Origin of the sequence: Nostoc cf. commune SO-36 (genome assembly GCF_023734775.1) — a bacterium.
Classification (GTDB): Bacteria; Cyanobacteriota; Cyanobacteriia; order Cyanobacteriales; family Nostocaceae; genus Nostoc; species Nostoc commune_A.
This window is the reverse complement of the sequence record NZ_AP025732.1, coordinates 3,557,556-3,584,398: the sequence shown is the minus strand read 5'-3', so window position 1 is coordinate 3,584,398 and position 26,843 is coordinate 3,557,556. Positions and strand designations below refer to the sequence as shown.

General features: G+C 41.8%; 22 protein-coding genes and 9 pseudogenes. 18 read left to right on the top strand and 13 right to left on the bottom strand.

What is annotated here, in order from left to right:
• Window positions 1–178: 178 nt before the first annotated feature.
• The 3 genes and pseudogenes from ANSO36C_RS16090 (at window position 179) to ANSO36C_RS16080 (ending at window position 3,621) form a co-directional block, all read left to right on the top strand.
• Window positions 179–1,026, top strand: a pseudogene (locus tag ANSO36C_RS16090) (prohibitin family protein).
• Between the two features lie 178 nt (window positions 1,027–1,204).
• Window positions 1,205–1,621 carry a DUF1824 family protein gene (locus ANSO36C_RS16085; RefSeq protein WP_251955353.1) on the top strand — a complete coding sequence of 139 codons (417 nt, stop codon included), beginning with the start codon at window positions 1,205–1,207 and terminating at the stop codon, window positions 1,619–1,621.
• A gap of 73 nt (window positions 1,622–1,694) precedes the next feature.
• Window positions 1,695–3,621, top strand: a pseudogene (locus ANSO36C_RS16080) (ABC-F family ATP-binding cassette domain-containing protein).
• 233 nt (window positions 3,622–3,854) lie between these two features.
• On the opposite strand, the pseudogene vapC reads toward ANSO36C_RS16080, so the two are convergent.
• Both vapC and ANSO36C_RS16070 read right to left on the bottom strand, forming a co-directional pair.
• Window positions 3,855–4,301, bottom strand: a pseudogene (gene vapC / locus ANSO36C_RS16075) (type II toxin-antitoxin system tRNA(fMet)-specific endonuclease VapC).
• Window positions 4,302–4,529, bottom strand: a complete 228-nt coding sequence (locus tag ANSO36C_RS16070) for an antitoxin (protein ID WP_229557546.1) — start codon at window positions 4,527–4,529, stop codon at window positions 4,302–4,304.
• Between the two features lie 196 nt (window positions 4,530–4,725).
• On the opposite strand from ANSO36C_RS16070, the gene ANSO36C_RS16065 reads away from it, so the two are divergent.
• Window positions 4,726–5,163, top strand: coding sequence for a hypothetical protein (locus ANSO36C_RS16065; RefSeq protein WP_251955352.1), 438 nt, complete (start codon window positions 4,726–4,728; stop codon window positions 5,161–5,163).
• Between the two features lie 519 nt (window positions 5,164–5,682).
• Here the strand turns inward: ANSO36C_RS16065 and ANSO36C_RS16060 are convergent.
• Together ANSO36C_RS16060 and ANSO36C_RS16055 are read right to left on the bottom strand one after the other, a co-directional pair.
• Complete coding sequence (locus ANSO36C_RS16060) at window positions 5,683–9,435, bottom strand: CHAT domain-containing protein (RefSeq protein ID WP_251955351.1); 3,753 nt, start codon at window positions 9,433–9,435, stop codon at window positions 5,683–5,685.
• A 636-nt stretch (window positions 9,436–10,071) separates the two neighbouring features.
• Window positions 10,072–10,734 (bottom strand): phytochelatin synthase family protein, encoded by a 663-nt coding sequence (locus ANSO36C_RS16055; RefSeq protein ID WP_251955350.1) that lies wholly within the window; start codon window positions 10,732–10,734, stop codon window positions 10,072–10,074.
• Between the two features lie 501 nt (window positions 10,735–11,235).
• Between ANSO36C_RS16055 and ANSO36C_RS16050 the strand changes: the two genes are divergently transcribed.
• The 5 genes and pseudogenes from ANSO36C_RS16050 (at window position 11,236) to ANSO36C_RS16030 (ending at window position 14,962) form a co-directional block, all read left to right on the top strand.
• On the top strand, window positions 11,236–11,445 hold the full coding sequence (locus ANSO36C_RS16050; protein ID WP_251955349.1) for a hypothetical protein: 210 nt from the start codon (window positions 11,236–11,238) through the stop codon (window positions 11,443–11,445).
• Between the two features lie 162 nt (window positions 11,446–11,607).
• A pseudogene (locus ANSO36C_RS16045) lies at window positions 11,608–12,005 on the top strand (hypothetical protein).
• Window positions 12,006–12,421: 416 nt separating this feature from the next.
• Window positions 12,422–12,910, top strand: a complete 489-nt coding sequence (locus ANSO36C_RS16040) for a GNAT family N-acetyltransferase (protein WP_251960350.1) — start codon at window positions 12,422–12,424, stop codon at window positions 12,908–12,910.
• A 313-nt stretch (window positions 12,911–13,223) separates the two neighbouring features.
• Window positions 13,224–14,294: pseudogene (locus ANSO36C_RS16035) on the top strand (ISKra4 family transposase).
• A 314-nt stretch (window positions 14,295–14,608) separates the two neighbouring features.
• Window positions 14,609–14,962 carry a hypothetical protein gene (locus ANSO36C_RS16030; protein WP_251955348.1) on the top strand — a complete coding sequence of 118 codons (354 nt, stop codon included), beginning with the start codon at window positions 14,609–14,611 and terminating at the stop codon, window positions 14,960–14,962.
• A gap of 614 nt (window positions 14,963–15,576) precedes the next feature.
• Here the strand turns inward: ANSO36C_RS16030 and ANSO36C_RS16025 are convergent.
• The 3 genes and pseudogenes from ANSO36C_RS16025 to ANSO36C_RS16015 form a co-directional block, all read right to left on the bottom strand.
• Window positions 15,577–15,930 carry a Spx/MgsR family RNA polymerase-binding regulatory protein gene (locus tag ANSO36C_RS16025; protein ID WP_251960349.1) on the bottom strand — a complete coding sequence of 118 codons (354 nt, stop codon included), beginning with the start codon at window positions 15,928–15,930 and terminating at the stop codon, window positions 15,577–15,579.
• 123 nt (window positions 15,931–16,053) lie between these two features.
• Window positions 16,054–16,398: pseudogene (locus ANSO36C_RS16020) on the bottom strand (hypothetical protein); the annotation flags it as partial.
• Between the two features lie 29 nt (window positions 16,399–16,427).
• Complete coding sequence (locus ANSO36C_RS16015; protein ID WP_251955347.1) at window positions 16,428–16,598, bottom strand: hypothetical protein; 171 nt, start codon at window positions 16,596–16,598, stop codon at window positions 16,428–16,430.
• A 95-nt stretch (window positions 16,599–16,693) separates the two neighbouring features.
• On the opposite strand from ANSO36C_RS16015, the gene ANSO36C_RS16010 reads away from it, so the two are divergent.
• The 3 genes and pseudogenes from ANSO36C_RS16010 to ANSO36C_RS16000 all read left to right on the top strand — a co-directional run bounded on the left by ANSO36C_RS16010 (window position 16,694) and on the right by ANSO36C_RS16000 (window position 18,979).
• Window positions 16,694–17,452, top strand: coding sequence for an ATP-binding cassette domain-containing protein (locus tag ANSO36C_RS16010; protein WP_251955346.1), 759 nt, complete (start codon window positions 16,694–16,696; stop codon window positions 17,450–17,452).
• Window positions 17,449–18,077 (top strand): annotated as a pseudogene (locus ANSO36C_RS16005) (ABC transporter permease). Before ANSO36C_RS16010 ends, ANSO36C_RS16005 begins: the two are co-directional and overlap by 4 nt.
• Entirely contained in the window at window positions 18,077–18,979 is a 903-nt protein-coding gene (locus tag ANSO36C_RS16000; protein ID WP_251955345.1) for a glycine betaine ABC transporter substrate-binding protein, read from the top strand. Before ANSO36C_RS16005 ends, ANSO36C_RS16000 begins: the two are co-directional and overlap by 1 nt.
• 29 nt (window positions 18,980–19,008) lie before the next feature.
• On the opposite strand, the gene ANSO36C_RS15995 is transcribed toward ANSO36C_RS16000, so the two are convergent.
• Window positions 19,009–19,638 carry a Uma2 family endonuclease gene (locus ANSO36C_RS15995; RefSeq protein ID WP_251955344.1) on the bottom strand — a complete coding sequence of 210 codons (630 nt, stop codon included), beginning with the start codon at window positions 19,636–19,638 and terminating at the stop codon, window positions 19,009–19,011.
• 567 nt (window positions 19,639–20,205) lie between these two features.
• On the opposite strand from ANSO36C_RS15995, the pseudogene ANSO36C_RS15990 reads away from it, so the two are divergent.
• Window positions 20,206–21,304 (top strand): annotated as a pseudogene (locus tag ANSO36C_RS15990) (phosphotransacetylase family protein).
• A 42-nt stretch (window positions 21,305–21,346) separates the two neighbouring features.
• Here ANSO36C_RS15990 and ANSO36C_RS33900 read toward each other — a convergent pair.
• Complete coding sequence (locus ANSO36C_RS33900; protein WP_267145320.1) at window positions 21,347–21,478, bottom strand: hypothetical protein; 132 nt, start codon at window positions 21,476–21,478, stop codon at window positions 21,347–21,349.
• Between the two features lie 76 nt (window positions 21,479–21,554).
• Between ANSO36C_RS33900 and ANSO36C_RS15985 the strand changes: the two genes are divergently transcribed.
• From ANSO36C_RS15985 to ANSO36C_RS15970, 4 genes and pseudogenes are all read left to right on the top strand, one after another.
• Entirely contained in the window at window positions 21,555–21,767 is a 213-nt protein-coding gene (locus ANSO36C_RS15985; RefSeq protein WP_251955343.1) for a hypothetical protein, read from the top strand.
• Between the two features lie 84 nt (window positions 21,768–21,851).
• The gene (locus ANSO36C_RS15980) at window positions 21,852–22,355 is read left to right on the top strand and encodes a DNA recombination-mediator protein A (RefSeq protein ID WP_100902618.1); all 504 of its coding nucleotides are present in this window, start codon (window positions 21,852–21,854) and stop codon (window positions 22,353–22,355) included.
• Window positions 22,356–22,442: 87 nt separating this feature from the next.
• Window positions 22,443–22,840 (top strand): annotated as a pseudogene (locus tag ANSO36C_RS15975) (MAPEG family protein).
• Between the two features lie 91 nt (window positions 22,841–22,931).
• Window positions 22,932–23,423 carry a YajQ family cyclic di-GMP-binding protein gene (locus tag ANSO36C_RS15970; RefSeq protein ID WP_012411046.1) on the top strand — a complete coding sequence of 164 codons (492 nt, stop codon included), beginning with the start codon at window positions 22,932–22,934 and terminating at the stop codon, window positions 23,421–23,423.
• Between the two features lie 56 nt (window positions 23,424–23,479).
• Here the strand turns inward: ANSO36C_RS15970 and ANSO36C_RS15965 are convergent, their stop codons facing one another.
• Together ANSO36C_RS15965 and ANSO36C_RS15960 are read right to left on the bottom strand one after the other, a co-directional pair.
• Window positions 23,480–24,037, bottom strand: a complete 558-nt coding sequence (locus ANSO36C_RS15965) for a glutathione S-transferase family protein (RefSeq protein WP_251955342.1) — start codon at window positions 24,035–24,037, stop codon at window positions 23,480–23,482.
• Window positions 24,038–24,050: 13 nt separating this feature from the next.
• The gene (locus ANSO36C_RS15960; RefSeq protein ID WP_251955341.1) at window positions 24,051–24,515 is read right to left on the bottom strand and encodes a hypothetical protein; all 465 of its coding nucleotides are present in this window, start codon (window positions 24,513–24,515) and stop codon (window positions 24,051–24,053) included.
• Window positions 24,516–25,055: 540 nt separating this feature from the next.
• Between ANSO36C_RS15960 and ANSO36C_RS15955 the strand changes: the two genes are divergently transcribed.
• Window positions 25,056–25,775 (top strand): tetratricopeptide repeat protein, encoded by a 720-nt coding sequence (locus tag ANSO36C_RS15955; RefSeq protein ID WP_251955340.1) that lies wholly within the window; start codon window positions 25,056–25,058, stop codon window positions 25,773–25,775.
• Window positions 25,776–26,001: 226 nt separating this feature from the next.
• On the opposite strand, the gene ANSO36C_RS15950 is transcribed toward ANSO36C_RS15955, so the two are convergent.
• Together ANSO36C_RS15950 and psaM are read right to left on the bottom strand one after the other, a co-directional pair.
• Window positions 26,002–26,412: a slr1601 family putative cell division protein gene (locus ANSO36C_RS15950; RefSeq protein ID WP_251955339.1), complete on the bottom strand. Its 411-nt coding sequence runs from the start codon at window positions 26,410–26,412 to the stop codon at window positions 26,002–26,004.
• A gap of 249 nt (window positions 26,413–26,661) precedes the next feature.
• On the bottom strand, window positions 26,662–26,751 hold the full coding sequence (psaM, locus tag ANSO36C_RS15945) for a photosystem I reaction center subunit XII (RefSeq protein ID WP_040630342.1): 90 nt from the start codon (window positions 26,749–26,751) through the stop codon (window positions 26,662–26,664).
• Between the last annotated feature and the right edge of the window lie 92 nt (window positions 26,752–26,843).

Below are 26,843 nucleotides of genomic sequence, written 5' to 3'. Positions count from 1 at the left end.
TCATTGATATTACCACGGAACAAAGTTTTGAGTCCTGAGTCCTGAGTCTGAAGATTGATCCAGGCAGACTAATGAGACACTTAAACTAGTAACTGAGTTTATTCAAGGAGTGGGGAGCAGGGGTGCAGGGGAAGAATAACTAATGACAAATGACTAACTAAATATTGGAGAGAAGAATTTGAAAAATCAGGAATTCGGTAATTGGCAAAACACAGTTTTGGGAATTGTGTTAGCAATACTAGTGATTATTGGGCTAAATTCTTATATCATTATTAACCCAGGACAAGCAGGAGTAATCAGCATTTTGGGTAAAGCGAGAGATGGCGCTTTATTAGAAGGTATTCACGTAAAACCGCCTTTTATCACTGTGATAGATGTGTATGATTGAAGGTGCAAAAATTTGAAGTACCAGCAGAGAGTTCCACTAAAGATTTGCAAAACTTATCTGCGAGATTTGCAATTAACTTCCGCCTCGATCCGATAAAGGTAGTTGAGGTTAGAAGAAAACAAGGAACATTAGAGAATATTGTATCAAAAATCATTGCCCCTCAAACACAAGAAGCATTTAAAATTGCCGCAGCCAGAAGAACAGTAGAAGAAGCAATTACCAAAAGAAGTGAATTGAAAGAAGACTTTGATCAAGCATTAGGCGATCGCTTAGAGAAATATGGGATAATTGTGTTAGATACTAGCGTAGTTGATTTAGCATTCTCACCAGAATTTGCCAAAGCAGTCGAAGAAAAACAAATTGCTGAACAACGCGCCCAAAGAGCAGTTTATGTAGCACGGGAAGCTGAACAAGAAGCACAAGCAGATGTGAATCGTGCCAAAGGTAGAGCAGAAGCTCAAAGACTTTTAGCAGAGACACTCAAAGCCCAAGGAGGGCAGTTAGTTCTGCAAAAAGAAGCAATTGAAGCTTGGAGAAGTGGCGGCGCTCAGATGCCGAAAGTTCTTGTTATGGGTGGTGATTCAAAAAACGGCGTACCCTTCATATTTAACCTTGGGAATGTCCAAAATCAACCGTAAAAGGGAAGTAGGTATTATATAACAAACTCTAAAGTTATAAAATTTGCTCTGACCTCAGACAAATTTTACAATACATTGGACGATTCCCAATCCAAAATCTAAAATCCAAAATGGTATAAGTTGGGCTAGTCTCAACTCAAACACAACAGAAAAACCAACAAGACAATAGTCAAAGTTTATGTCAACCCCCAATCCTCAGAATCTCACCGCCGAAGAAGCGAAAAAATTACTGAACAAATTCAACTGTCTAGACATTGCCCCTATCCTCAAGCCATCAGAAAAAGTTGGAGTTCGTAATGCTTTAATTTTACTTACCAAGCTTGCTGACTACCAGATTTTAGGAATTTGTGCTGATACAGCAGAAGAAGGAATATTGGCAATGAAAACCTATTCTTTGGCTTTGGGTTATGAACCACCAGATAATTTACTGACACCTGAAGGCCCAGTTTATATCAAATTAAATGGTAAAAATGGCTTGTGTTATCTCGATTCTTATGTTGGACATCATCGTGGCGTATTAATATCTTGCCAGTCTTACCACGAAGACGGAATCAACGAGATGTATGGACACCTTCCCTTGGATTTATTTGTATAGAATTCGGCAATGTAGGTAAGGTATGAGCCTTGCCTACTAATTTAATGGAAAATAATTAATTGACTGAAATCTTATGAGTATCATTACACTACAATCAGTAAAAAAAGACTTTGGCATCAAGGAAATTTTAAAAGATGCTAGCTTTAGCCTCGATGCTACCGATAAAGTTGGTTTAATTGGTACTAACGGTTCTGGGAAATCAACCCTATTAAAAATGATCGCTGGTTTAGAATCGATAGATAGCGGTCAAATTTTAATCAACTCCGGTTCTAAAATTATCTACTTACCTCAACTGCCAGATTTAGATGAAAATCACACAGTTTTAGAGCAAGTTTTTGCCGACAGTGGCGAACATACAGCTTTGGTGCGTGAGTATGAAGAACTCTCAAATAAATTAGCTCACTATCCAGATGATAGTCAACTGATGTCTCGCCTTTCTGTGGTGATGCAACGGATGGATACGAGTGGTGCTTGGGAATTAGAAACTAATGCTAAAATAATCCTGACAAAATTAGGAATCTCTGACTTTGATGCCAAGATAGGCACTTTATCTGGAGGCTATCGCAAGCGCATTGCTTTAGCATCAGCTTTGCTATCAGAACCAGATGCTTTGCTTATGGATGAGCCGACAAACCATTTGGATGCTCTTTCTGTAGAATGGTTGCAAAGTTATCTAAATCGCTATCGCGGCGCACTTTTTCTGATCACCCACGATCGCTACTTTCTAGATCGCGTTACCAATCGGATTATTGAAATCGACCGAGGCGACATTTACACCTATACAGGTAACTATTCATATTACCTCGAAAAGAAAGCTTTAGCTGAAGAATCTGCTGTAAGTAGTCAACGTAAACACCAAGGCTTGTTGCGGCGCGAGTTAGAATGGCTCAAAAAAGGGCCGAAAGCCAGAAGTACCAAGCAAAAAGCGAGAATTGACCGCGCTCATGCTCTGCGGGATACTGAATTTAAACAAGTTCAGGGTAAAGTGGATATTTCGACTGTTGGTCGTCGCATTGGCAAAAAGGTTATTGAATTAAATAACATTTCTAAAGCCTACAATGGACGTACCCTGATTAATGATTTCACCTACGAATTTAGCCCAGAAGACCGCATCGGCATCATCGGCGCTAATGGTGCGGGTAAACTCCACTTTAATGGATATTATTACTGGTCAGATTAAGCCAGATTCAGGTGTTGCAGAAATTGGGACTACAATTCACATCGGTTATTTTGACCAGCATTCTGAAGAATTGCTCACAGCTTTAAACGAAAGTCAGCGCGTGATTGACTACATCAAAGAAGAAGGAGAATTTATCAAAATTACCGATGGTACTCAAATTACTGCTTCGCAAATGTTGGAGCGGTTTTTGTTTCCTGGTAATCAACAGTATGCCCCAATTAATAAACTTTCTGGTGGTGAGAAACGCCGTTTATTTCTGTTGCGGGTTTTGATGGGTGCGCCCAATGTCCTGATTTTAGATGAACCGACAAACGATTTAGATGTTCAGACATTGGCAGTATTAGAGGATTATTTAGAAGACTTTGCCGGGTGTGTAATTGTAGTTTCTCACGATCGCTACTTTCTCGATCGCACCATCGACACAGTATTTTCCTTTGAAGAAGGCGGTAATCTGAGGCAATATCCAGGTAATTACTCGATTTATCTGGATTATAAGAAAGCTGAAGAGGCACAGCAGCAAGCTGCGAACGCTAAGGAGAAGCCGAAAAATGTCGAAGTGCAAAATGGTGCGTCTGCGCCCAAAGATGTAGAGAATACCAAGCGGCGGAGATTATCTAATTGGGAAAAGAAGGAATTTGACCAGTTAGAAGGTAAAATTGCCGAGTTAGAGGCACAGAAGGCGGAAACCGAGAAAACACTAGGGAATGTGTCACCGGGGAATTATAGCGAAGTGCAGAAATTGTATGATCGTGTGGAAAAACTCAAGCACGCGATCGATGTGGCGACTGAACGCTGGTTAGAATTGGCGGAGATGGAGTAAAATACCTGGCGATTAGAAATCGCGGCTACACAGACAAAACCCACCTCCGTGGGTTCAAAAACCTTGATTTTTGTTAGTCCGCGTAGGCGGGCTTCTCTGCGATACGTTATGCGTAGTTTGCTTCTGGCTTCGCGCAGCGTACCATAAGAAAGGACGTTTTTATAGTAGCCGGGACTTCTATTCGCCCGGTGCTATGCTTGTCAAACAACCTCTTAAACATCGCCTTTTTACACTTACTCAACCCAGTTCTCTAATAACAACGTAGGAATGCGAGAAAATTCTCGGACATTATTGGTGACTAGGGTAACTCCTAAACTTAGAGCATGAGCAGCGATGAGCCTATCCATTGCACCAATGATGAGTCCTCTAGTTTCGAGATCACTTCTAATGCTGCCGTAAATTGTCGCAGATGCTTGATTGAATTCAACAATTTCTAGAGGTAGCAAAAATTGTAGCAACGCGGTGCGGTTTTTCTCTTGCTGTTGGACGCTAGTTGCTTCAAGTCGGCAAAGCCGCCCAACGCACTAGCTCCTTTTGGCTACTCCATATTCGAGTTCAGCAACTGTGATAGAGGAAATACCCACATCAGAAATGCTAAGGGTTTGAAATTTATCCACCACTTTTTGAGGTTTTTGCTTGATGAGGTAAATGCAGATATTGGTATCAAGCAGGTATCGCATTTACAAACTCTCTCTGGTGTCGATGAGTGGCTGATCTCTAGTAGTCATGAAATCATCGGAAAAATTGTCTAGACTCTCGATGAGAGATTGCCAGGGGTTATCTTTGGCAATGAGAACAATAGCGTTACCAATTTTTTTGATATAGACTTCTGTGCCAGTGAGTTGAAAATCTTCGGGCAAAATAACAACTTGATGAGTGCCATCAGTGCTGAGTTTGGCGGTGTCCATTATCTTACTTTTTTCTGTTGTACTTGCTCATCGTTAAACTATAACGCTTCCCATTGGATGTTATATACTACAATCCAGTAAAAATATCCCTAGCTCTAGTACCGCAAGGCGGAAGGGGCTAACTGATCAGTAGATTGCCGCTAATGATATTGTAAAAATAACCAGCGATCGCCAAACATTATTAAACAATTCAGTAATGAACAGCATCTTTAGCCCCGAAGAAATTACTGCCCTCTCTGCCGAAATTGACCGCCAGTTAACGGAACTGCGCGATGCCCCAGATTCAAGGCAAAAACAAGGAGAGGATGAAACGTCGGCTGAAAAAATGCTGGTAAAACAAACCGAAGCAATTACAAAACTTACACAAGAAAAGTCTAAGAGTTTTTTGCAGAGATTTGGACGAGCCGCCAAAAGTGATTTATGCCAAGAAGGGGGAATGCTGAATCAGCAGTGGAAGAAATGGGGCGATTTGGATAATAAAGATGCTGTAGAACGCTTGGGTGCAGTGTTGGTAACAATGGGTTTTTCGGGAGATGTGCTGTCTCCTTTAGCTGTCGCTGTGACGGTGATTGTTATTCATATTGGGTTGAAAGCGTTTTGTGAAGATTATTCTTCGGAAGTGGAGAATAAATGAATTTTGCATCACGCAAAGACGCAAAGGCGCAAAGAGTAAAAGTTTTAAGAGTCCAGTAGGGTGTGTTATGCCGTAGGCTAACGCATCTTATACTAATTTGAAAAAAGAATGCGACATGATTGTAGGGGCAAGGCAATGCCCATTGGTGTCAACTTAACGCGAAACCCTGGCAATGACGTTATATCAAGCCTACTCAATTACCAATTAAGTCATCGGAACCCCACCCCGCTTTTGTCTAGCGACAAAACCTCCCCTCCCCGTTCACGGGGAGGGGATTAAGGGGTGGGGTAAAACGCCTGTGGGATAAGCGTTTTTACTTAAGTTGACACCAATGGGCAATGCCTTGCCCTCTTGCCCTCTAGAATAATTGATGTGTCGCAAAAATTATAGCGGTTATCGGTTGAGTCCACGCACTCTTAAGGGCACGGCAGTGCCGATGCCCCTACAGGCGACGATATAATTTTGTCTTGCATCCAACTGAGAATCACTTTCTTAATTTTGAATTTTGAATTGGTATTATCACTCTGCCAATAACGCTGCAAGGGATTGCGGGTCAGCAATACCCCGCAGGATAGCGTAGATAATCATAGACTCTTCCAAATCTAACGGCTCGCACAGCATATTCTCATCTCGCTCGCCGGCTAATATGCGACGGATGGCAGCAACGAGATTTTGCCAAACTTCTGAAAAATTTTCCATCTCAACTTCTAGCTGTTCCCTGATTTCTGCATTATCCACAGCATCTACCGCCCCTGCAATCAACGGCTCATATTTCCGCAACTCATACTGCGTCCCCGCAAACGCCGCTTTTGCTTGCCTTGCTTGGCGACGATATTCTTTAGCTTCGGTGCTGTCGCCCTGCTTGTCGGCAATATCTGCCAAGATGTCATAAATTTTCCAAATCTCAGCCGCAGCCGGGTCTAAGGTTTTTCTGATAGTTAATGCTTCTTCTGCCAATTGTCGGGCTTCGCTGAGGCGGTGGGGTTGATTTTGTAGTATGTAAGCGAGGTTACTTAATATTTGAGATGCACTTGTTTGATTTTTTAATTTTTGATATTGCTCTAAAGCCTTGCGAAACCAAGCCTCTGCCTCTTCCAGTTTGCCAACAAATGTATTGAGGTTGCCTAATTGACCCCAATTAGTTGCTGCATCTGCCAGATTTCCTAGAGATTCGTTAATTTGTGCTGATTTTCGGTAGGCATCTTCCGCAGCGTTCCACTGCTTGGCTTCTTCATACACTATACCCAGTTGATGCCAAGCTGCGGCTTCTTTTACTGGTTCGTTGAGTTGCTGGAAAGTAGCTAGTACTTCTCGGTAACGCTGTTCTGCTTCTGGGAGGCTTCCTTGTCGCATGGCTAGTGTGCCGAGTTGAAAATTTGATACCGCAGCCCCACTAGGGTTTCCAACTTCTTTGTTAATAGCTAATCCTGCTTCATAAGCAATGCGTGCCTCATCATAATCTCCCATATCCCTCAGCGCATCTGCCAATTCAGTCTGCAACGTTCTCATCAGTTGCTTTACACCATCAGACTGTTCCAACTGCTGCGCCACTGCCAACCCCTGGCGGTAGATTTGTGCTGCTTGTACTGTTTGTCTTTGCTCTTGAAAGCACCGCCCTAGCATATCCAAAGTAAAACAGCGCTTATAACTTGGTTGCTCACCCAACTCTGCCAGTATCTCACTAAACACCTGCGCTGCTTCTTGATAGCGACTAGCATTGAATAATTGCTCACCTGAACTTTTACGGCTGAGATACCATGTATCGGAACCTACTTCCCCAGTCAACTCAGCAATCCGTTGATTTAGTCTAGTGCGATCGCGGTTAAGTCCAAAGTAGCCGAGAAACAAGTTTACCCGCTCAACAAAGTCTACTGCCGATTCTGCACCTGCATTCAACGCGCCATCAACTGCATAAAGTAAATTTGGTAATTCCCGTTGGGCAATGACACGGGCAAAATGAGGGTCTTTGCTATCTTCAAAATACAAAACCTGAGAAAGTTGATAATAACACTCTTGATAACGGGCAAGCAGTTCTGTCTGTGCTTCTGGAGATAAACGCGGCCACAAGGCAGGGGCTAAGGTGGGGTGAAATTTGACAAAACGCTCATCAACTTGAATTAACCCAGTGGCTTCTAATGCTGGGCGCAAAGTTTGCCACTGTGACTTAGAAATTTCTGTGATTTTCAGCAAGTTAAGTTCTAACGCCCCGCCCTGAAACACGCCTAAACGAGGCAACAACTGCATTGCTTCAGCATCCAACCGTTCTAAAGATAAATTCAATGATGCCAATAGGGGATTATCTGGTGTTTGGGCAATCAACGCTTCTAGGCGTTGTCCCAATTCTGCCGGACGGCGGGTTTTCAACTCTCTCGCCAACAAACCAATCGACAGGGGATGAAAATCTACCAGTTTAAATAATTTCAACAACACTTCGCGTTTAGGTGGTTCAAATGTGGGTGCTGGCGGCAGTTTAATCAAACTCTGGAAATACGCGAGTGCATCTTCTTCTCCCAAACCTCGCAAAGGTAAGGAGATATGTTTGCGGCTGCCTTCTGTAAGATAATCAGGATGGTGAAAATCTGGTGTGCGAGTGGTGAGTAGCACCCGACATTTTTCAGTTTCAGACCACTCTTTTGCTACGGTTAACAGTTCCCGTAAAGGTTCTGGGGGCAAAGTTTCTAAGTTATCTAAAATTAGCAATGTGGCTTGGTTACGCAACGCCTGAGTTGCCGCCTTTGCATCAATTAAACTCTGCTCTAATACTGTCGCCAAGGTGCTAACTGCCCAGCCTACAGCATCCACACCCTGAAAAGCAGCATAATCAACAAAACAGACTTTCTCAAACATCCCCGTGCGGTGTAACCAGCGTCCTGCTTCCTGGACAAGATAGGTTTTCCCTTGTCCACCAAAACCCGACACTGTGAGGCGGCGCGTTCCCTGCACAAACCACCGTTCTATCTGCCACAATTCTCGGCTACGACCAAAAAATCCAGCTTCTTGTAAATCCGGCAAGTTTCCCCATTTTGACTCCTCGCCGCTTTCTTGGTTGCTGCCTGTAAAGTCTTGTTGTAATAACGGCGTATCGCCAGCCGCTTGATACAAGGCAGGTAAAAACCAATCTTGCAATTTTAACTGCACCCGTTCCTCACCCCGTTGTCGTTCTCCCCGTTTCTGGTTGAGATACAAGTCTCGCCGCGCATTATCTAATGCTTCACCCATACCTGCACCAGACACCAAACCCTGATAAAATTTAGCAAACAGTTGATGGGCGGTTGTCACTAATATCGAATGAGTCATTGCCAAAACTGTGGGAATGCCCGCATGGGTTAACCTAGCGGCAACACAACCCATTGCATCCTCTCCATCTTCACCACCCATCGCCGCCGACTGACAGGCAGACAGGACAATTAACCCTACCTTTTGCCGATTTAGCATATCACCCAAGGTTTCGGCAGTAATCAGGGCTTTTTTCCCTTCTTTATCCTCAAATAACAAATAACCTATATTGCCGCCGTTCCCATTCCCGCCTTTAGTTACTCCCACCGGGTCGCTATGTTTAGCTTGTTCTTGGAAACGCCCATCAAGATCAAATACCCCATGACCATCAAAATGCACAATATCAACAGGGGGTTTGCGCGAGTCTTCTAACCGTTCTACTAAGTTATCTAAGGTTGCTGGACGCAAAAACTCTACCTCAACTCGTCCACTAGCTGCTTCTTGAATCGCGTCCAACACAGCCATTGCTTCACTACGGGGGTCAATAAATCCCGCATCACTAGGGCGACTGACCACAAACAATAACCGCAAACGATCCTTGACTTGCACTTTAAACGGTCTGCGGCCACCCCCTGCACCTGCCAAGCGGCGACGAATAGAAATGCGGGGATTTTCAAGAAACAAATAAGTCCCTTGTGGGTCGCGTAACAATTCCCAAGGCAGCGATAAAATTGCTGGATGACTAGCGCTAATTGTTAATAAGCGTCCTGGTTGATTTTGCTCTTGAAAATCATTAAACAGCCGTTGAGCAGCCCGATCTTGAAAAACTGCATTAAATAAATCTTCGCCCCATTGCTGCAATTTTTCTGCCATCCTTTCTGCCCGTTGATCATCTACATCCATAGTGTAATGAGCCGCATAAGTTTCTAAGTACCAGCAAATCTCTTCTCTGTCTGCTGCACTCAATGGTGAGGCAAAGGCTAGCCTATCGGTTTCTTGCTCGTCAAATTTTACAATGACCTGGTTATTCTCTGGGAACCGCAGATTTAATTCCATAGCCAACCGTTTGGGATTTGTGTGTGGAAGCTTACTTGAGAGAATACAAGCTTTTTAGGGGAAATTTCGTAAAAATGCTAGGCGATCGCATTTCCGTTGAGCATATTTAAACTCAATATGATTCAATTAAGAATTATTGGTGTAAATAATTGGTCTAATCAGATGCAATAAATCGCGTCTCTACATGAGGCTTTTTGGTTTAACTGAACGATATTGTATCTAAACTAACTTTTTCTATAAACATCTTTTCGATGCTTGCACTGCAAAATTTGTTGTATTTCACGCTTGTGGGGTGCGGCGCAGAAATTGGATTTGCCTAATCTGCGATCGCACTTCTACAACACCCTATTAACTATCTCTCATAAACTGCATAGTTTATCGCCGTAGGCATCGCTTACAAAAGTGCCTACGCAGTCATATAGCGGTTATGAGTTGAGTGCAATACAGACCTAACCTCAGCCCTTTCCCTATAAGAGAAGGAGAGTAAGATTCAAAGCCTCTCTCCTTTTAGGAGAGAGGTTTGGAAAGAGGTCAAACTGTATTGCTTCTATTCAAGAACCGCTATATTCATCATCAACATTTGTTAGTTATCTTTCAGAAGTTATTTTAAAAATGGTTTGCTGTGATACTAACTAATTATTCAGAATGGAGAGCGTTCAAGGCAATTTCTGATGGATGAACCACTCCGTTACCTTTTAGATTGGCTTTTTCCAGTCTGCGAAGCACGATCATGCCACGAGAGCGATTTGATGAGGAATCTTTATCTACGCAAGCGGCATATATACGTTGAATTGGACATTTCCAAAACCGGGTATACCGTTTAGGATTTGTATCTGCAATGGTTATTTCTTGAGTTTTCGGATCATAGTCTGCCAATAAGGAGAAGTGACCACCTTCTAAACTTGGATTTTCATGAGCAATACGGGTATTGAAGTTAAGAATGTGGACATCAGTTTCGTCACAAACTGCGGTTTCAACTTCACGGGTGAATGCTTCGAGCGTCATACTCGGTTTATCAAAATGCTCTACCCGAATAGACAAAGGTATTTCTTTTTTTTCAATGTAAGTTCGACAGGTATCGTAAGTTTCTGCTAACGTCATGCCATCATCTAAAACCGATGCGATCGGCAGTTGGGTAGCATAGAAAATCTCATCAACAGTCGTCAGATATCCCAATGCGGTAAAGGCATAAGCAATTGCAGTGACATTGCAAACAGTAGAATGGGTTGTTTGAAACTGATGTAGTTGAATGATTTCCAAATCTCGTTTGGAAATTTGAGATAGATTATCAAGATCCATTTTTTTGCCCTTTTAGATATATGTATTGATTAAATAAACTAATTCTTTATAAAAGATGCTTAGAAAAAATCATCACCGCCTGCAAACACTTTCCCGAACTTGCGGGGAGGTTGGGAAGGTTCAAAAATAATATGCAGCTTCATAGAGAATTGGTATAACTCAAGATTTACAGTTTTGTTGAAAACCACGTTTGTATTATCTAGCACTCGCCATCAAAAGATGCAAGGATAGTTAAGACAGTTAAGCAAATTTTTGAAACAGTTAAGACAGTTAAGATAGTTAACTAAACGGTAATCACAGTATTTACTTGCTCTCCATCAACAAGCAAAAGCCGCTTCTCTACGTTCCCTGCGAGCTTGCTTCTCCGGAGGGATACGCGCAGCATATCGCAGACAGAGGCTTTGCGTAGCTTGCTTTTGTTTACTTACTCCCCAACAAACTGAAGCAGTCTCACAACTTACGGGAGCAGCTTCGCAACTTACGGGAGCAGTCTCACAACTTATGGGAGCGGTTTCACAACTTACGGGAGCGGTTTCACAACTTACGGGAGCGGTCTTTCACAACTTTACGGGAGCAGTTTCACAACTTACAGGAGCAGTCTCACAACTTATGGGAGCGGTTTCACAACTTATGGGAGCAGTTTCACAACTTACAGGAGCAGTCTCACAACTTAAAGGAGCAGTTTCTCTTAAAAGTTTTGATAAAGTTTAGACAATTATCTCTAGAAATACCAACATTTAGTAATTAAAATTCCGAGAATTTACTTGCTATAGCTCGAAAAAATTTATTACAAAAAATTGCGAGTTTTGCTGAACCGAAGTGCAGTTTAATTGAGGCAAGCTAGCTTCAGTAGCATCCTAAAGGAGTAATTTTATGTCTCGTAAAAAACGCACATCCCGTATTTTAGAAAAAGCTCAGTTAAAGATCCGCCGGGGCTAAAATCTATTGTTCCAAATATCAAATTTGATGAAAACTATAGTCTGGAAAAACTAATTGAGTCAATCGAACAGTTACGTAGTAAAATTGATGTTTATAATACTGCTCTCTCTGTGGTTGACTCTTCTAGAACTGAAATTGAAGAGATGGAAAAACACTTAAGTCAGCTTTCTGAGAAAATGCTGATGGTAGTTGCGATCAAATACGGCAAAGACAGCCGCGAATATGAGATGGCGGGTGGTGTTCGTAGTAGCGATCGCATCCGCAAAATCAGGTCAAGCCGCTTGAAAAATGTTGCAGACCAAGCCTCAGATGAAAGTAGTAAAACTGCTTAGTCCCTGACCATTGGGCGCAGTTCAACATCTGGCTTCTAACGTACAATATAAAACTGCTCTAGACGAAAGTCAGAGCAGTTTTGATAGGAGTAAATTATATAGGAGACTTTTAATGCAGTCTCCAGTTTATTCATAGTAAATACAGTTATATAATACTATTCACCTCAAGTTTGGTACTTTACGCAAAAAACGAATAATCTTTAAGTTGGCATTACAAAATTTAAAACTAACCGCAAGGCAATCCCCAGTACTACCCCATCCATAACCCTGATTGTAGAGAGACACGATAAATCAAGCGTATTGGAATATATGCGATCGCGCAATGCTAAAAGCGATCGCAGAGATTATCAAGTGTCAACGCTGTACGATAATCATTAGGTTGCCTCGTGCCAGAATCACTACTGCTGGAGTTTACAATGATTCGACCGATAACGCCCGATGACACAGACGCGCTGATAGCTTTAGCCGACGCGACCGGTTTGTTTGCGCCCAAAGAGCTTGAAGAACTGGGCGAAGTTCTGTCAGATTATTTTGGCGGTAACATCGGGCGAGATCACTTCTGGATTACCGATGACGATGACGGGACGGTAGGAGTCGCGTACTATGCACCAGCTCCAATGACCGATGGAACTTGGTATCTATACTTAATTGCCATCCGACCCGACCGCCAGGGACAAGGACGTGGTACAGCATTGCTGCGCTACGTTGAGCAAGCATTGACGGCGCGTGGTGAGCGTGTGCTGTTGGTGGAAACGTCGGGACTTACGAGCTTTGAGGGTACACGAGCGTTTTACCGCAAGTGCGGTTACGACGAGGAAGCGAGAATCCGCGACTACTACAAAGCAGGCGATGACAAGATTGTTTACCGCAAGGTGTTGGCTGCTCCTATTACTAATTGCCAATAACAATAAGTAGGTAAACAAAGCCTTAATAATGTTGGATTTTGTTTCTCAAACGCCTTCATTTGATAGAAATAAGTGTTTTTTATCGAACAGAATTCAGGAGTCAGGAGTCAGAATTCAGAATAAATTCTGTACGACTGGTGGATAGCGTAGCGGTAGCGAGTCTTCTCCCAAGGGGAGACGCCAAAGGCGAACGAGCGTCTGAATAATCGGCGTTTTTGCACCCCCACCAAATTGAAAGGGGAGCATCCACTTTTGGAAGATATACAGATTTTAGGAGAAAATAACAGACAGAAAGAAGCGTGAACCAGGAATCATGAACCAGGATAAACAAGAACGGCTCAAAGCGTGCTTACAAGAAGTGGCAACATTGTTGTATGAAGAAGCAGACAAAAGTAAGCTAACAGACCTGGAAGGCATAGAAAAAACAGTTCGCAGTCAAATATTAGAACTAGTTAGCCCAGAAATAGCCCTTTTTTTATCGAACAAAAAACTGGAACAAAAGTAGGTAAAACCAGGAAAATTAAAAGCTTGGTGGGGGAACTGACTCTTAAAGCCAAACAGTTACAGAAACTGGGTTTGAAGCCCAGAAGTCGGTTAAGCCCATTACTTCAAAAGTGTTGTTTGAGGCTGTCAGCTAACGAATCATACCAAAAAGCAGAAATTGAAGTTGAGGCATTGACAGGAGTGAAAGTGGGTCACTCAACGCAACAAAAATTAGTACTGTCACAAGATTTTGAATTACCACTTGCAAAACAAGCAGTTTCAGAAGTCAGTGTAGATGGGGGAAAAGTCCGACTCCGGGGTAAACCGAAAGCCGGGTGTCACTGGCGAGACTATAAAACCGTAAGACTACAAGGAATTTACTATAGTGCGTTTTTTGATGACAACCAATCATTAGTTGATTATGTCAATAGCCAGCGTCTGGTTAACCCATTAGTATGCTTGGGGGATGGTCATGATGGCGTGTGGAATTTAGTCAAAGAGTTTGGTAAAACAGAGCATTTTCAGCGTTGGGAAATATTGGATTGGTATCACCTCAAAGAAAATCTCTACAAAATTGGCGGTTCTTTAAAGCGGCTTAAAGTTGCTGAAACTCTTTTGTGGCAAGGTCAAGTCGAAGAAACTAAAGCTTTATTTCATAATCGTCGAGGCAAACAAGTTAAGAACTTCATCGCTTATCTTGAAAAACATCGCTTCTCGCATTGTCAACTACAGCTATTACCAGGCTGAACAACTTTGTTCTATTGGTTCTGGTGCAGTCGAGTCTGCTATTAAACAGATTGGAGCTAGGATGAAAATTTCTGGCGCACAATGGAATGTTGATAGTGTTAATCAAATCCTCTCAGTTCGTTGTGCTTATCTCAATGGTTTACTGGCTATTTGAGTATTTCTGCCAAAACTGGATGCTCCCATTGAAAGTTTGGTGGTCTTCAATCAGTCGCGGGTCTGAATCCCTGACTGATAGCGCAGCGTTAGCGACGCAGGAGCGTCTTGATTCTGACTCCTGAATTCTGACTTCTGAATTCTTCTTCAACAATTACTGCTCTTCCTAAAGTTGCCAACTTTGAACTTTTTCACATTTAATATAAGTTCTTTTATTACTTTTTCCTTAATCACCTTTGTGAATTATGAACTATATAATTACTCAATTTAAGTATTAAATAAAAACATTAACAATAGTCTAGGAAAAGCAAAGACGTGAATCGTTTCCAAAAGCTATCCTCAATTGTGTTGCTGTTATTAGCCTTCATCTATCCGCCTGCTTTGGCTGAAGCTAAGGATAATACTCTAAATCATGTTTTCAATGAACAGAGTATTGACGGAGAGACGAAATTAGTCAAAGAGCAAAGTGAAGAGCTTTTGTTAGCTCACCGACGGACTCGAAGACGTTATCATAGACGGCAACGGACTGGAAGATATTATTATCAACGCCAGCGCAATAGACGACATTACTATAGACGACGCTATCGCTCTATAAATTATCACGGGCAACGATATCGTCATGGAGAATGGGAACTTGTGCGCGATCGTCATGGGACGATTCATGTATGATTGGCAGCGTTAAAATAATTCGCAATTCGCAATTCGCAATGACGCTCGCGGACTCGCTACCGCTACGCTAACGCAATTACGTTTTGTGACGGGGATTTAGACCCCGACACAAAACGGGCTGCCTGTCTTGCTGGGGACTTAAACCCCCAAAGTTTGTTAATATAATGGTTCCCATTCAGATGCGGTACAAATATATTGCAAGGTGTAGGGGCACGGCATGCCGTGCCTCTACTCAATTTTCCCAGAGAATCTTGATGCGTAAATCTGAATTTAGGTAGACTTGTTTGAGATAAGTAAATGACTGAAAAAAGGAAACACTGAATTATATCAAGAAAATGAACTAGGTTAAAACCCTTTTCAATGGGTGCATCCCAGTTGTTATTTAGCAACTAAAGAATAACCGTCATTGCGAGGAGGAACGACGAAGCAATCGCATGGTTTTTGTTCTTAGTGCGAGATTTTGCGATTGCTTCACTCCACTTCGTTGCGTTCGCAATGACATTCAAAAAAGTGGGATGCTCCCCTTTTCAATTCTGCCTTCTGCTCTTTAACTTGGTGCAGCAATATAATTGATAATTTAACCCCGAACTCACTGTTAGAGCATTGTTCTCTGACTAAAGTCCTAATTTTTCTTGAACTACTGCCTCATTTTTAAAACCGACTAGCACCGCTGTTCCATCTTTGACGATAAGTGGACGTTTGAGAAGCATTGCGTCGTGAGTGAATGCGTCAATCCACTGTTCATCATTCCAAATCTTCTTTTGCTCTCCTAAAGCGCGGTAGGATTGACCAGAGGTATTTCGCATGGGAGCAAAACCCAAAGACTTTACCCAGTTTTGAATCATCTCACGGGTTGGCGGAGTATCTTTGGTGTTGATAAACTCATGGTCAATGTTGTTGTGTTGTAGCCAAGTCAAAGCTTTTTTGCAAGTGCTGCAATTGGGAATTCCGTAGACTTGAATAGACATAATACCAGCTTTCTTTAAAAGCCTCACTAGCGAACGACTTGTTTCTGATGCATTGTAAGATAAAACATACTCCCCATTGATTTCATAAAAATCACCGAGGTAATGATTACCGATAACTCCAACTATCTTCTTTGCACGTGCCAATAAATCCTCTAGGTGTGGCCACATTATTGATGATATTTTTGTTTCATCGATCAACTCATGATGAGCAAATCGTTTATCTCTTACATCTTTGATATTTTTTATTTCATCTTCTGATGGTAGTTTTGCGCTAAGTGCTTCAGCAACAATATTTGTAATTTCTGCGTCAGATAAAGATATCAAACATTTTCTATCAACCACCCAATTAATTAGTTTTTCTTCTAACTGTTCTCTATTTCTTATTTTTAATTCATTGAAATTATCTTTTAAGATTTTAATAGCAGCAGGAATACTTCTCAATGGATATCTCTTAGGTCTTTCATAAATTTTATTTAGAGCAAGAATAGTATTCTTTACTAAGGCAATTTGAAGTACTCCAAATAAATTGTCAAAATTATCTTAATTAATGCTTCTTTATGATTTCCAATAACTTCGTATAATTTAATTGCTTCTTCTGCATCTAAAATTTCTATTACTACACCTTGCTTAACTATATCTTCAAGCTTACCTTTTGGTGTATAAACCATAATTTTATAGGAAAATAATTTATTTAGTATAAAATATACTCACAAAATTAGCACATAATACATATAACTTCACTAGCTTTCACTGCCAGCCACTCATGCCGCAAAATAACCAAGCCACCGTCGAATTCCGCGATGTCACCTTTAGCCGCAATCATCGCCCATTGGTGTCAAATCTCAATTTCACCATCCGTCAAGGAGAAGCACTAGTATTACTTGGGCGCAGTGGTAGCGGCAAAACTACGACAATGAAGTTAATTAATCGCCTATTCACACCTACACAAGGTGAAGTTTTATTTGATGGTATTCCCACAACTCAATGGGATGAAATTAAACTGCGGCGAAAAATTGGTTACGTCATTCAAGAAATTGGTTTATTTCCCCATTTTACAGTTGAACGCAATGTAGGTTTAGTTCCTTCTTTAGAAGGTTGGCAATCTAAACAAATAAAAACGCGGGTTTATGAATTGTTGCAATTAGTAGGTTTAGAACCAGCACAATTCGCTGGGCGTTACCCGCACGAACTTTCGGGAGGACAAAGGCAAAGAGTCGGTGTAGCCAGGGCTTTAGCAGCAGATCCGCCTGTGCTGTTGATGGATGAACCCTTTGGCGCACTCGATCCAATTACGCGGCTAGAACTGCAACAAGAGTTTCGACATTTGCAGCAAGAATTAGGTAAGACAGTTGTTTTTGTCACCCATGACATTCAAGAAGCCTTGGTTTTGGCATCGAGAATTGGTTTAATGTCTGGCGGAGAATTGGTAGTATTGGGGACGAAAGATGAATTTATGCGATCGCAACACCCAGAAAGCCTCGCTTTTGTTCAATGTTTGCGTTCCCTACAAGATACTTTATGAAAAATTTCTTCCTCGTTAAGTATGCCCCAGAAATACTTCAACATACTCTAGAACACTTGTTTTTGGTAGGCATTGCATTGGAATTGCCATCCTTATAGGCATTCCATTAGGTATTTTAATTACACGCAAAACTTATCTCCGCCAACCAATTCTCGGTATAGCAAATATTTTCCAAACTATTCCTAGTTTGGCACTATTTGGCTTACTAATTCCTGTGCCTATAATTGGTGGAATTGGCGCAGTACCAGCAATTGTTGCTTTAACTGTATATTCTTTGCTGCCAATAATTCGTAACACTTACACAGGTATTACTGGCGTAGATCCAGCGATTCGAGAAGCTGGCAGAGGCATGGGAATGACAGATAGACAATTGCTGTTGCAAGTTGAGATTCCCTTAGCGCTGGGAGTAATTCTGGCAGGTGTGCGAGTAGCAACGGTAATTGCCATTGGTATTGCAACTATTGCGGCGGCGATTGGTGCTGGTGGTTTGGGAGTGTTTATTTTTCGCGGCATATCAGTTGTAAACAATCAATTAATTTTAGCTGGTGCAGTTCCGGCGGCGGCAATTGCATTATTGGCTGACTTCGTAATTGGCTGGATAGAGAATAAATTAAAAGTTAAGTAATGAAAAGATTTTTGGTATTGTGCTTTTTAAGTTTTGCTGCGTTACTGGTAATCACTGGTTGCACGCCGAATATCAATAGTAATAACGATGCTAATATAGTTGTTGCTTCCAAAGATTTTACCGAACAAGATATTTTAGGTGAACTTTTAGCACAGCAAATTGAGGGAACAACTAATTTAAAAGTAGCTCGTCGTCCTCGGCTCGGTGGTTCTTTTGTTTGTCATAATGCGATTAATGCTGGCATAATTGATGCTTATATTGAGTATACAGGCACAGCTTTGACTGCGATTTTAAAGCAAAAACCAGTTAATGGCTCCAAAGAAGTTTATGAAATAGTAAAACAAACTTATGCCCAGCAATTTAATCTAGAAGTGATGCCAAGCTTGGGTTTTGAAAACACTTTTGCGATGATTATTCGGGGTGAAGATGCCAAGCGGAATAATATTCAAACTATCTCTGAAGCTACTCAATATACACCACAGTGGCGTGGCGGTTTCGGCTACGAATTTTTAGAACGAGAAGATGGTTTTCCTGGATTAGCTAAAACTTACGATTTACGTTTTGCTAAACCACCCCAAATTATGGACTTGGGTTTAATATATCGTGCTTTGCTTCAAAAGCAGGTAGATATGGTGGCGGGTAATTCCACTGATGGGCAGATTTCTCGCTTGGGTTTAGTTGTACTAAAAGATGATAAAAATTATTTTCCACCTTATGAAACTGTGCCCATTGTTCGGCAAGAAACACTGAAAAAATATCCAGAATTAAGAGAAGCGATCGCTTCTCTCGCCGGAAAGATTTCGGCAGATGAAATGCGGCAATTAAATTACTTAGTCGAGGGAGAGTTACGTGAAATTAAAGATGTTGTTCAGGAGTTTCGCAAATCGAAGGGATTAAAATAATTTATAATTAAGCGTTAGCGTAACGCACCTTAGTTTTGTCCACGCAAAAAGTTCTTTAGCCACCTAATGACTTCACTTGTTGTTTGCTCATTAGCCATTTGGAGACATTGCTGCACAATTTCTCGAACGTTAGGAAAATAGCTGCTTTCTGTAATCACATAACTTTCTTCCTGCAATCTATAAATTAATAGCCGATTACTCTTTAATATCCAGACTTCTGGTACTCTATAAGGCAAGAAATCATTAATGTCGGTGTAGCTTGTCACATCTATTTCAATTGCTAAATCAGGTGGTGGATCTGACTCCCAATCAATTCTTTTTTTGCCTACGACTGCTCTACAATTTTCAATGTAAAAGCAAAAGTCTGGTTCAATACCGCTAATCTCTGACAAGCTCATGGTGATAGGCGTAAATGACTCGTATATGCGGTTTAAGTGGTCAAGTATAGCTATTACTATTAATGCCAGTAAGCTGGCATCTCTTCCATGCTCAGGTAATGGTGCCATCAGTAAAATTTCTCCTCTTCGATATTTAATGCGAGGTGAGGAGCGATCGCCTAATTGCTGACTCAATACTTGATAGTCTTGCCAGTTTCCCAAAAGCTTCAACACCGCGCCAGGTGGTAACTCTATTCTTTGTGGTGTAATTACGGTATCCATATTAGCTCACCTTGTAGATATTGCCGATCGTATTACATGGATGATAAGCGATCGCATTTTACTTTAAGCATCCCTGTTTCATTCTCTACACCCACTTATTAACAGCAATACGTTTTCTAGAAAAACTCCAGTTTTCAAAATGGATGACGTTTATTGAATAGATATCTCCCAAAAAGATGTAGAGACTCTTTTTATTAGTTTTTAACAGAAAAATTATGAGCGTATGCGATCGCTTATTCTAGAAGCAGAGCATATTGGAATACACCACCACTTTAGTAACACAGCACATCGCCAACCCCCGCAGTCTAGAATTAGAACAGCTATAAACGAATGGTATCTGCGACGTTGACTGAAGCTACAGCATGAGGAAACAAGTCATTTCCCCCTGCCTCTGCCCCCTTTAGTTCTAAAGCTCAAAAAATTGGCTCATGTGCCGCCTGCTTGCTAGATTAGAAAGTAATTCTGGGAAACCTTAATTTGTGAGAGCGAGAGGCTTTTGCCAGAAGGAACTAGAATTAGGAAACACCTAGCTGGGTTCTTCTGACTTTTGAAATTAGGAGTGCATGTGTGCCAAAATCCCCTAAATATTTGCTGATTGGATCGACCGAGAATTACAGCGGTAAATCTGCAACTGTTCTGGGTTTGTCTCATCAGCTACAGCAAAAAAGGTCTGGATATTAGCTACGGTAAACCGCTCGGTACGTGTTTTAATAATTCGTCTAGTGGAACCGTAATTGATGAAGATGTCCAGTTCATCGCTCTTAGCCTCAATTTGCCGGAAAACCGCGTTGCACCTACAATGCTGGCTTTGGATGAACCGAATGTGCAAAAGCGCTTGCGGGGAGAAGACAAAACCGATTATCAGCAGTCCCTAATACAGCAATATTTACATAAGTCTCAAGGAGATTTAGTGTTGCTGGAGGGGCCTGGTGATTTGTCCGAAGGCAATTTGTTTGACTTGTCTTTGCTGCAAATGGCTGAAGTACTTGATTCTGCTGTACTGTTAGTAGCCCGCTATAAATCGTTGCTTTCGGTTGAGGCACTATTGGCTGCAAAACAGCGTGTGGGCGATCGCTTGATTGGAGTTGTGATCAATGATATCCCTGTCACCCAACTAGAAGCGGTTGACACGCTCTTGCGCCCATTTTTGGAACAGCAGGGTATTCCAGTGCTAGCAATGCTGCCGAATAGCGCTTTGCTCCGCAGCGTGAGCGTTGGCGAACTGGTCAAACAGTTAAAGGCTGATGTTCTCTGTCGCAACGATCGCATGGATTTATTGGTAGAAAGTCTGGCAATTGGAGCGATGAATGTCAACTCTGCTGTGAAATATTTCCGCAAACGTCGGAATATGGCTGTGGTGACAGGAGGCGATCGCGTCGAGATTCAGCAAGCTGCTTTAGAAACTTCTACCCAATGTTTAATTCTCACCGGGCAACTACCGCCACCGCCGTTTATTCTCAGTCGCGCTGAAGACCTAGAAATCCCCATTTTATCTGTTGACTTAGACACCCTCACCACTGTGGAAATTGTTGACCGAAATTTCGGGCAAGTCCGCCTCCACGAGCCGATTAAGGTTCAGTATATTCGTCAGTTGATGTCGGAGCATTTTGACATTGACCGCTTGTTATCCAAGCTAGGTTTAACTCCCGCAGCGGCATTGTCTTAGATTCATCAACTCAAACTATTCAGAGCATCTATAGCTCAGTTATCAGTTAGGAGTCTGTATTGCAGGTAAGGGTACAGATGGTTCGCCGTCACCACCCTGGCGACGGTGTGCTGTCTCCTTCCGCCCCATCGCTGGGACGTGCTTAGTTGCAGCAGCTAATCCAAAGACAGGCATATTCCCGTAAATCGCCTTATATTTTCCTGGTTCTATTAAAATTTTTGCTGGTGATATTGTTCCTAAGCAAATTATTTTGGCAGAGCTAGAACATCACCAAAAAGCCCATGAAAAAAAATTGTCTACGTACAAGGAATTAGAACAGCGTTACTTTCAGAATCCGCAAGAACTGCCAGAATCAGGCAAATTTCAATATTTGACTCTCTTAAATGGCATTAGTTACGAAACACATTGGCTAGCCTGGTGTAACCAAGTAAGGGAGTTACTGAAGCAAACAATTGAAAATTAGTAGCAATGTTTAACTCAAGTTTTCCTCGTATCTACACGCTGTTTGGTAGAATATCTGGGTCGTTTAATCTGATTTTCTCCATCTTTGAGCCAATCAACAGACCTTATTAACCTCGATACATTAGCGCAAGAACTAGCGACAATCCAGCAAACAGGTTCGAAAAGAATCGCCTTGTTGGGTTCTCGTCATGTGCCGATTACGCATCAGAATCTTATTGAAATGATGACTTATGCCCTAGTTTTATCGGGTAATCGAATCATTACTTCTGGTGCTACAGGTACAAATTCAGCGGCCATCAAGGGAGCAACCCGGGCTGATGCAAATTTGTTGACGGTGATTCTCCCCCAAAGCCTGGAACGCCAGCCTTTGGAATCGCGCCAGCAACTAGAACAGGTAATGCATCTAGTCGAAAATCCCAGTAATGATACTTTGTCCCTTGCTGAGGCTAGTTACCTGTGCAACAAGGAGATTGTCTCCCGTTGCCAGCAACTAATCTGCTTTGCGTTTCACGACAGCCGCACCCTGTTACAAACTTGCCAGGATGCAGAAGAACAAAGAAAAGTGGTGACGCTTTTCTACTTTGATTAGTCATTTGTCATTTGTCTTTTGTCATTTGCATTTGACTAATGACTGATGACTTATGACTGATGACTAATAACCAACGACTAATAAGTAATGATAATTTTTTTGTACTCGATCGCTGCTGCTGCCGTTCTGATTTACCTACCATTTTTGGTAGTAGCTTATGCCCGTGTGGGTATTGGCAAAGAGATGCTTTATACTCCTCGCGCAATGGTTGATAAATTGCCACCTATGCCCAACGAGCTACTTGGGCACATCAGAATACCTTTGAAGCGTTTATGGTGTTTGCAGCAGCAGCATTGATGGCTTATGTAACTGGTGTAAATTCTTTTACAGCCAAAGTGGCTGCGATCGCCTTTGTTGTAGCCCGTTTGCTATACTCAATTTTTTATATTTTGAATATACCCCTTTTGCGATCGCTGATGTTTGCCATTGGCATCTTTAGCTGTGGCACTCTCTTTTTCTTGAGCATCATCCAAGCTACTAATTAAGTGGGGCATTGGGCATGGGGCATTGGGCATGGGAATTATTAATGCTTTATGCCCACTTCCAAAATCCAAAATCTAAAATCCAAAATATTTTATGGCTTCTACTTTTTCCTTTGACATTGTAAGCGACTTTGACCGACAAGAGTTGGTTAACGCTGTCGATCAAGTTATCCGAGACATCAAAGGTCGTTACGACCTCAAAGACACTGAAACTACTGTCGAGTTAGTCGAAGAAAGCATTAACGTTAGTACTGACAGCGAGTTTACCTTAGATTCTGTACACACCATTCTGCGGGAAAAAGCCGCCAAGCGTAACCTATCCCAAAAAATCTTTGATTTTGGCAAAGTTGAATCAGCCAGTGGTAATCGTGTGCGTCAAGAAATCAAACTCAAAAAAGGCATTAGTCAAGAAATTGCTAAACAAATTTCCAAATTGATTCGAGACGAATTCAAAAAAGTACAAGCTTCAATTCAAGGTGATGCTGTGCGGGTTTCTGCCAAATCTAAAGATGACTTACAAGTTGTCATGCAGCGACTAAAACAAGAAGACTACCCCGTGGCTTTGCAATTTACAAATTATCGTTAACAGATTCGTAATTCGTAGTTAAGAATTCAATTACGAATTACGAATTACGAATTATTTTAAGCCCCTCCGCCAATACTTTTTTGAAATGCTGGACGCTCAGATAACTGCTTGATATAGTTCAACACCGCCGGGTAGGGGCTGAGGTCTAGCTTCAGCATGATGGGAATGTAACTCAGAATAGACCCCACTGCCACATCCACAACAGTGAATTCGTTACCCAACAGAAAAGGTTGCTTTTCGAGAATCTCATTTAAGAAAGTCAGCAAGCGGGGCATTTCTCGCTCCCGATTTGCTTCCACAAAAATCCCTGTAGCGAGGGTAGAATTGCCAAACAACGTCCATTGGGAAAATACAGCACGTTCCTCTGGTGAAAGAGCAGTTTTACCATACTTATCGGTAAGATACAGCAAAATTGCCCCAGATTCCCAAAGTTTAAAATCCCCGTCAACAATTGCCGGAACTTTACCAACTGGGTTAATTGCCAAATACTCAGGTTTGAGATGTTCACCAGCCTGCATATCCAGCTTGATGAATTCGTAAGGAACTTTTATTTCCTCTAAATACCATTGAACAATTGACGCTCGACTACGAGCGCCACCGTAAAGTTTGAGCATAATGACTAATGACTTAAAGAACTTTGTGAGTATGAGAGTGTTGTTTAACGTTATCTTCTTTCGTGACAACTCTAGCGGCATTTAATACCCGCTTGCGCTCAATAGAATACTTAAATTCAGCGTAGTTTGTGCCCAAGGGAATCAGGGATTTTGCAGATTCACGACGCTTATAGGTACGAGCTGCTGCAAATGCTCGTGGTACAAATTCTTCGCCAAACTGAGCCGACTCTGGGAAGCCATCTGGCAACGGTTGTGAATCGCCATCTAACACAGATCCCAAAGTTGTGGCATGAGCCAGCTTATAGGAGGTAGGAATGCCCTTTAACAGCGCTTCTAAAGCCGCAGAGGGAATTGGTTCTATAACTTCGATTTGATAAACTTCTCCATCTTCTTTGACGAAGCAGGTTGCCAAGCCGATCACAATGTAATCATCGGTTGCTAAATCAGGGGCATTGGGATAAGAAATTGCAGTTGTCATCAGAAAATTTCTCAAAACTTAAAAATTGAATCTAGGGACTAGAGACTAGGGATTAGGCATTGAGTTAAAGGAGGAAGTGAATTCTCCGCAGTTCCCAGTCCCTTATTTAACGAACGGCTTGTTGGCATTCTACCAATTTGCTGCTCTCACTACTTGACCAATTCTTCCTTGATGGTACAAGCCCCTAAATTCATTTATGGATAGATAAGTTTTAAACAATGCAGGGTTCAAGCCCCAGGATTTATCCGGGGGCATTAATTGCGAATTGCGAATTGCGAATTGCGAATTGTGCTGACTAGTCTTTGAGATTTAACGTCTGCTATTTCTGGAATTCACCTTCGAGAGCAAGTATCCATGATTAGGCTTGAGGAGCAATTGTTTCTAAGGGGTAGATTTCTACTGGTGTGAGTAGTTTAAATTCAGCCTTAAGATGGCTTTAAAGTAACCATAAATACCTTGAGAATAGACACAGTGGTAAAACCACCATCAGTAAAAAATTAGACTTTTATTTCACAAAGCAGGGATTTCAGGCAGGGAAAGATGAATACTTACTCATTTTTAGCTGACGATGACCAGCAAAGTAACCAATACAAATATGTTCTAAATACTACAAAAAAAGTTCAAGAGCGGAGAACAAGCGATCGCAGCGAATCTACTTTAGAGGATAGCCACTTACGCTCTTATGCTTTGAGGTTGGCTCAACAAGGAGAATATACTGAGGCGATCGCACTTTTAACCCAACTAATCTACCGCCATCCCCATAATGCCGTTGATTACAATAACCGGGGGCTAATTTATTTCCAAGGTGGCAAAACGCAAAAAGCGCTTTCTGACTATAACACCGCCCTCAAACTTAATCCCTATTTAGCTAGTGCTTATAATAACCGCGCAAATTACTACGCAGCTTGTGGAGAATTAGCAGCAGCACTTGCCGACTACGATCAAGCGATTAATTTCAATCCTCGCCATGTCCGGGCATGGATTAACCGAGGCATTACCTGGCGCGATTTGGGGCAATATGAGGAGGCAATTGAGAATTTTGAGGTAGCACAGCTTTTCGGTCAGCTAGAAGGTCATATCTGGGCTGAACGCGGCAGGACTTACCATCTTTGGGGCGACTGGAATTGTGCGATCGCTGATTATCGTCGCGCCCTCACTCAACTGCCTTCTATCGACAACAGCAAGGATATTACTTGTTGTCACTTACGTTTACAACTCGAAAATTGGCTAAACGAGTTGCTATCTGAATCAGCGTCTTAATTGGTAGATTAATCCTTCTAGTGGATTCAAAATTCAAAATAATTGATTAAATTTTGAATTAGAGTTTAGTGACGCTGTATCGCTAATGACTAATGAATGATAACTATATAGCTATTCAAAAATTAGTGATTAACCACTATTTATTAGCAATAATATAAATAACACCCGGTTTATACGTAGCCAGAATTACCAGAAACCTAAATAATCCTAAATTCGTTATTTTTTTTTAGGGTGAGGATTGTGTTTGTTCATCTTCTCGGCGATCCGGATTTACCAACACGACCTGACGCTGACTAGGATCAAATCGGTATCCTTGCTCTTGCATAATACTTTTAGTTTGCTGAGGATCGAAATTACGGCTAAATTGCGTTTGCAAACTATTGACATGTCCTTCCATCAGCTTGACTTCGGTACTAATTTCTCGCAACTTTGCTTGCTGTAACCAATGATAAGGCAAAAGTTGTGCTAACGCAGACGCTGCAACAGCTGTAATCACAACATTAACCGCTATTTTGACTGTGCTTTCCAGTGCCATCACCTGGTAAGAACGTTGACGAAGATGCCGCTTTGGTCGAGAAATGACCCGGCGTTTTTGTATAGGTTGTAACGGTGGTCTGGAGGGTTGAATCGCGTTCATGATGCTAAAAGATAACCTCGCTTAGTGAAGGGAAGCACTGTAAAAGCCCTCTGGCGCTAATTACTGCTTGATTTAGCTGTCATATTACTTCATTTTTTTGAAATAGCTACAAGTGTTGTACCAGTTAAAAAATAACCTGGCTTACGTAAGTGCAAGGTTTCTAGCTACTTATGGCTTTACACCATATCTGGAAATTGCACCCCGTACTGCCAGGATTATTTAGCTTTTTAACTGTGTCACATCGAAGGCTTATTTGTAAAGTTCTGTGGCTAATCGCCAAGCTAGAACTCCTGGGATCAAGGCCACAACTAGAGCGATGTAGACTTGAGTATCTGAGATGGAAGATATCTGAGCGATGTACAGAGTATCTAAGATAGGCATGGCTGAAAACCTCCTAAACTGAATAGATTTTGAACAGTTCGTTTACTACT

Bases quoted from the DNA above. Each gene is read 5' to 3' on its own strand.
- ANSO36C_RS16085 (WP_251955353.1), top strand. From the start codon at position 1,205: ATGTCAACCCCCAATCCTCAGAATCTCACCGCCGAAGAAGCGAAAAAA.
- ANSO36C_RS16070 (WP_229557546.1), bottom strand. From the start codon at position 4,529: ATGGACACCGCCAAACTCAGCACTGATGGCACTCATCAAGTTGTTATT.
- ANSO36C_RS16065 (WP_251955352.1), top strand. From the start codon at position 4,726: ATGAACAGCATCTTTAGCCCCGAAGAAATTACTGCCCTCTCTGCCGAA.
- ANSO36C_RS16060 (WP_251955351.1), bottom strand. From the start codon at position 9,435: ATGGAATTAAATCTGCGGTTCCCAGAGAATAACCAGGTCATTGTAAAA.
- ANSO36C_RS16055 (WP_251955350.1), bottom strand. From the start codon at position 10,734: ATGGATCTTGATAATCTATCTCAAATTTCCAAACGAGATTTGGAAATC.
- ANSO36C_RS16050 (WP_251955349.1), top strand. From the start codon at position 11,236: ATGGGAGCGGTTTCACAACTTACGGGAGCGGTTTCACAACTTACGGGA.
- ANSO36C_RS16040 (WP_251960350.1), top strand. From the start codon at position 12,422: ATGATTCGACCGATAACGCCCGATGACACAGACGCGCTGATAGCTTTA.
- ANSO36C_RS16025 (WP_251960349.1), bottom strand. From the start codon at position 15,930: ATGTCTATTCAAGTCTACGGAATTCCCAATTGCAGCACTTGCAAAAAA.
- ANSO36C_RS16015 (WP_251955347.1), bottom strand. From the start codon at position 16,598: ATGGTTTATACACCAAAAGGTAAGCTTGAAGATATAGTTAAGCAAGGT.
- ANSO36C_RS16010 (WP_251955346.1), top strand. From the start codon at position 16,694: ATGCCGCAAAATAACCAAGCCACCGTCGAATTCCGCGATGTCACCTTT.
- ANSO36C_RS16000 (WP_251955345.1), top strand. From the start codon at position 18,077: ATGAAAAGATTTTTGGTATTGTGCTTTTTAAGTTTTGCTGCGTTACTG.
- ANSO36C_RS15995 (WP_251955344.1), bottom strand. From the start codon at position 19,638: ATGGATACCGTAATTACACCACAAAGAATAGAGTTACCACCTGGCGCG.
- ANSO36C_RS33900 (WP_267145320.1), bottom strand. From the start codon at position 21,478: ATGCCTGTCTTTGGATTAGCTGCTGCAACTAAGCACGTCCCAGCGATG.
- ANSO36C_RS15970 (WP_012411046.1), top strand. From the start codon at position 22,932: ATGGCTTCTACTTTTTCCTTTGACATTGTAAGCGACTTTGACCGACAA.
- ANSO36C_RS15965 (WP_251955342.1), bottom strand. From the start codon at position 24,037: ATGCTCAAACTTTACGGTGGCGCTCGTAGTCGAGCGTCAATTGTTCAA.
- ANSO36C_RS15960 (WP_251955341.1), bottom strand. From the start codon at position 24,515: ATGACAACTGCAATTTCTTATCCCAATGCCCCTGATTTAGCAACCGAT.
- ANSO36C_RS15955 (WP_251955340.1), top strand. From the start codon at position 25,056: ATGAATACTTACTCATTTTTAGCTGACGATGACCAGCAAAGTAACCAA.
- ANSO36C_RS15950 (WP_251955339.1), bottom strand. From the start codon at position 26,412: ATGAACGCGATTCAACCCTCCAGACCACCGTTACAACCTATACAAAAA.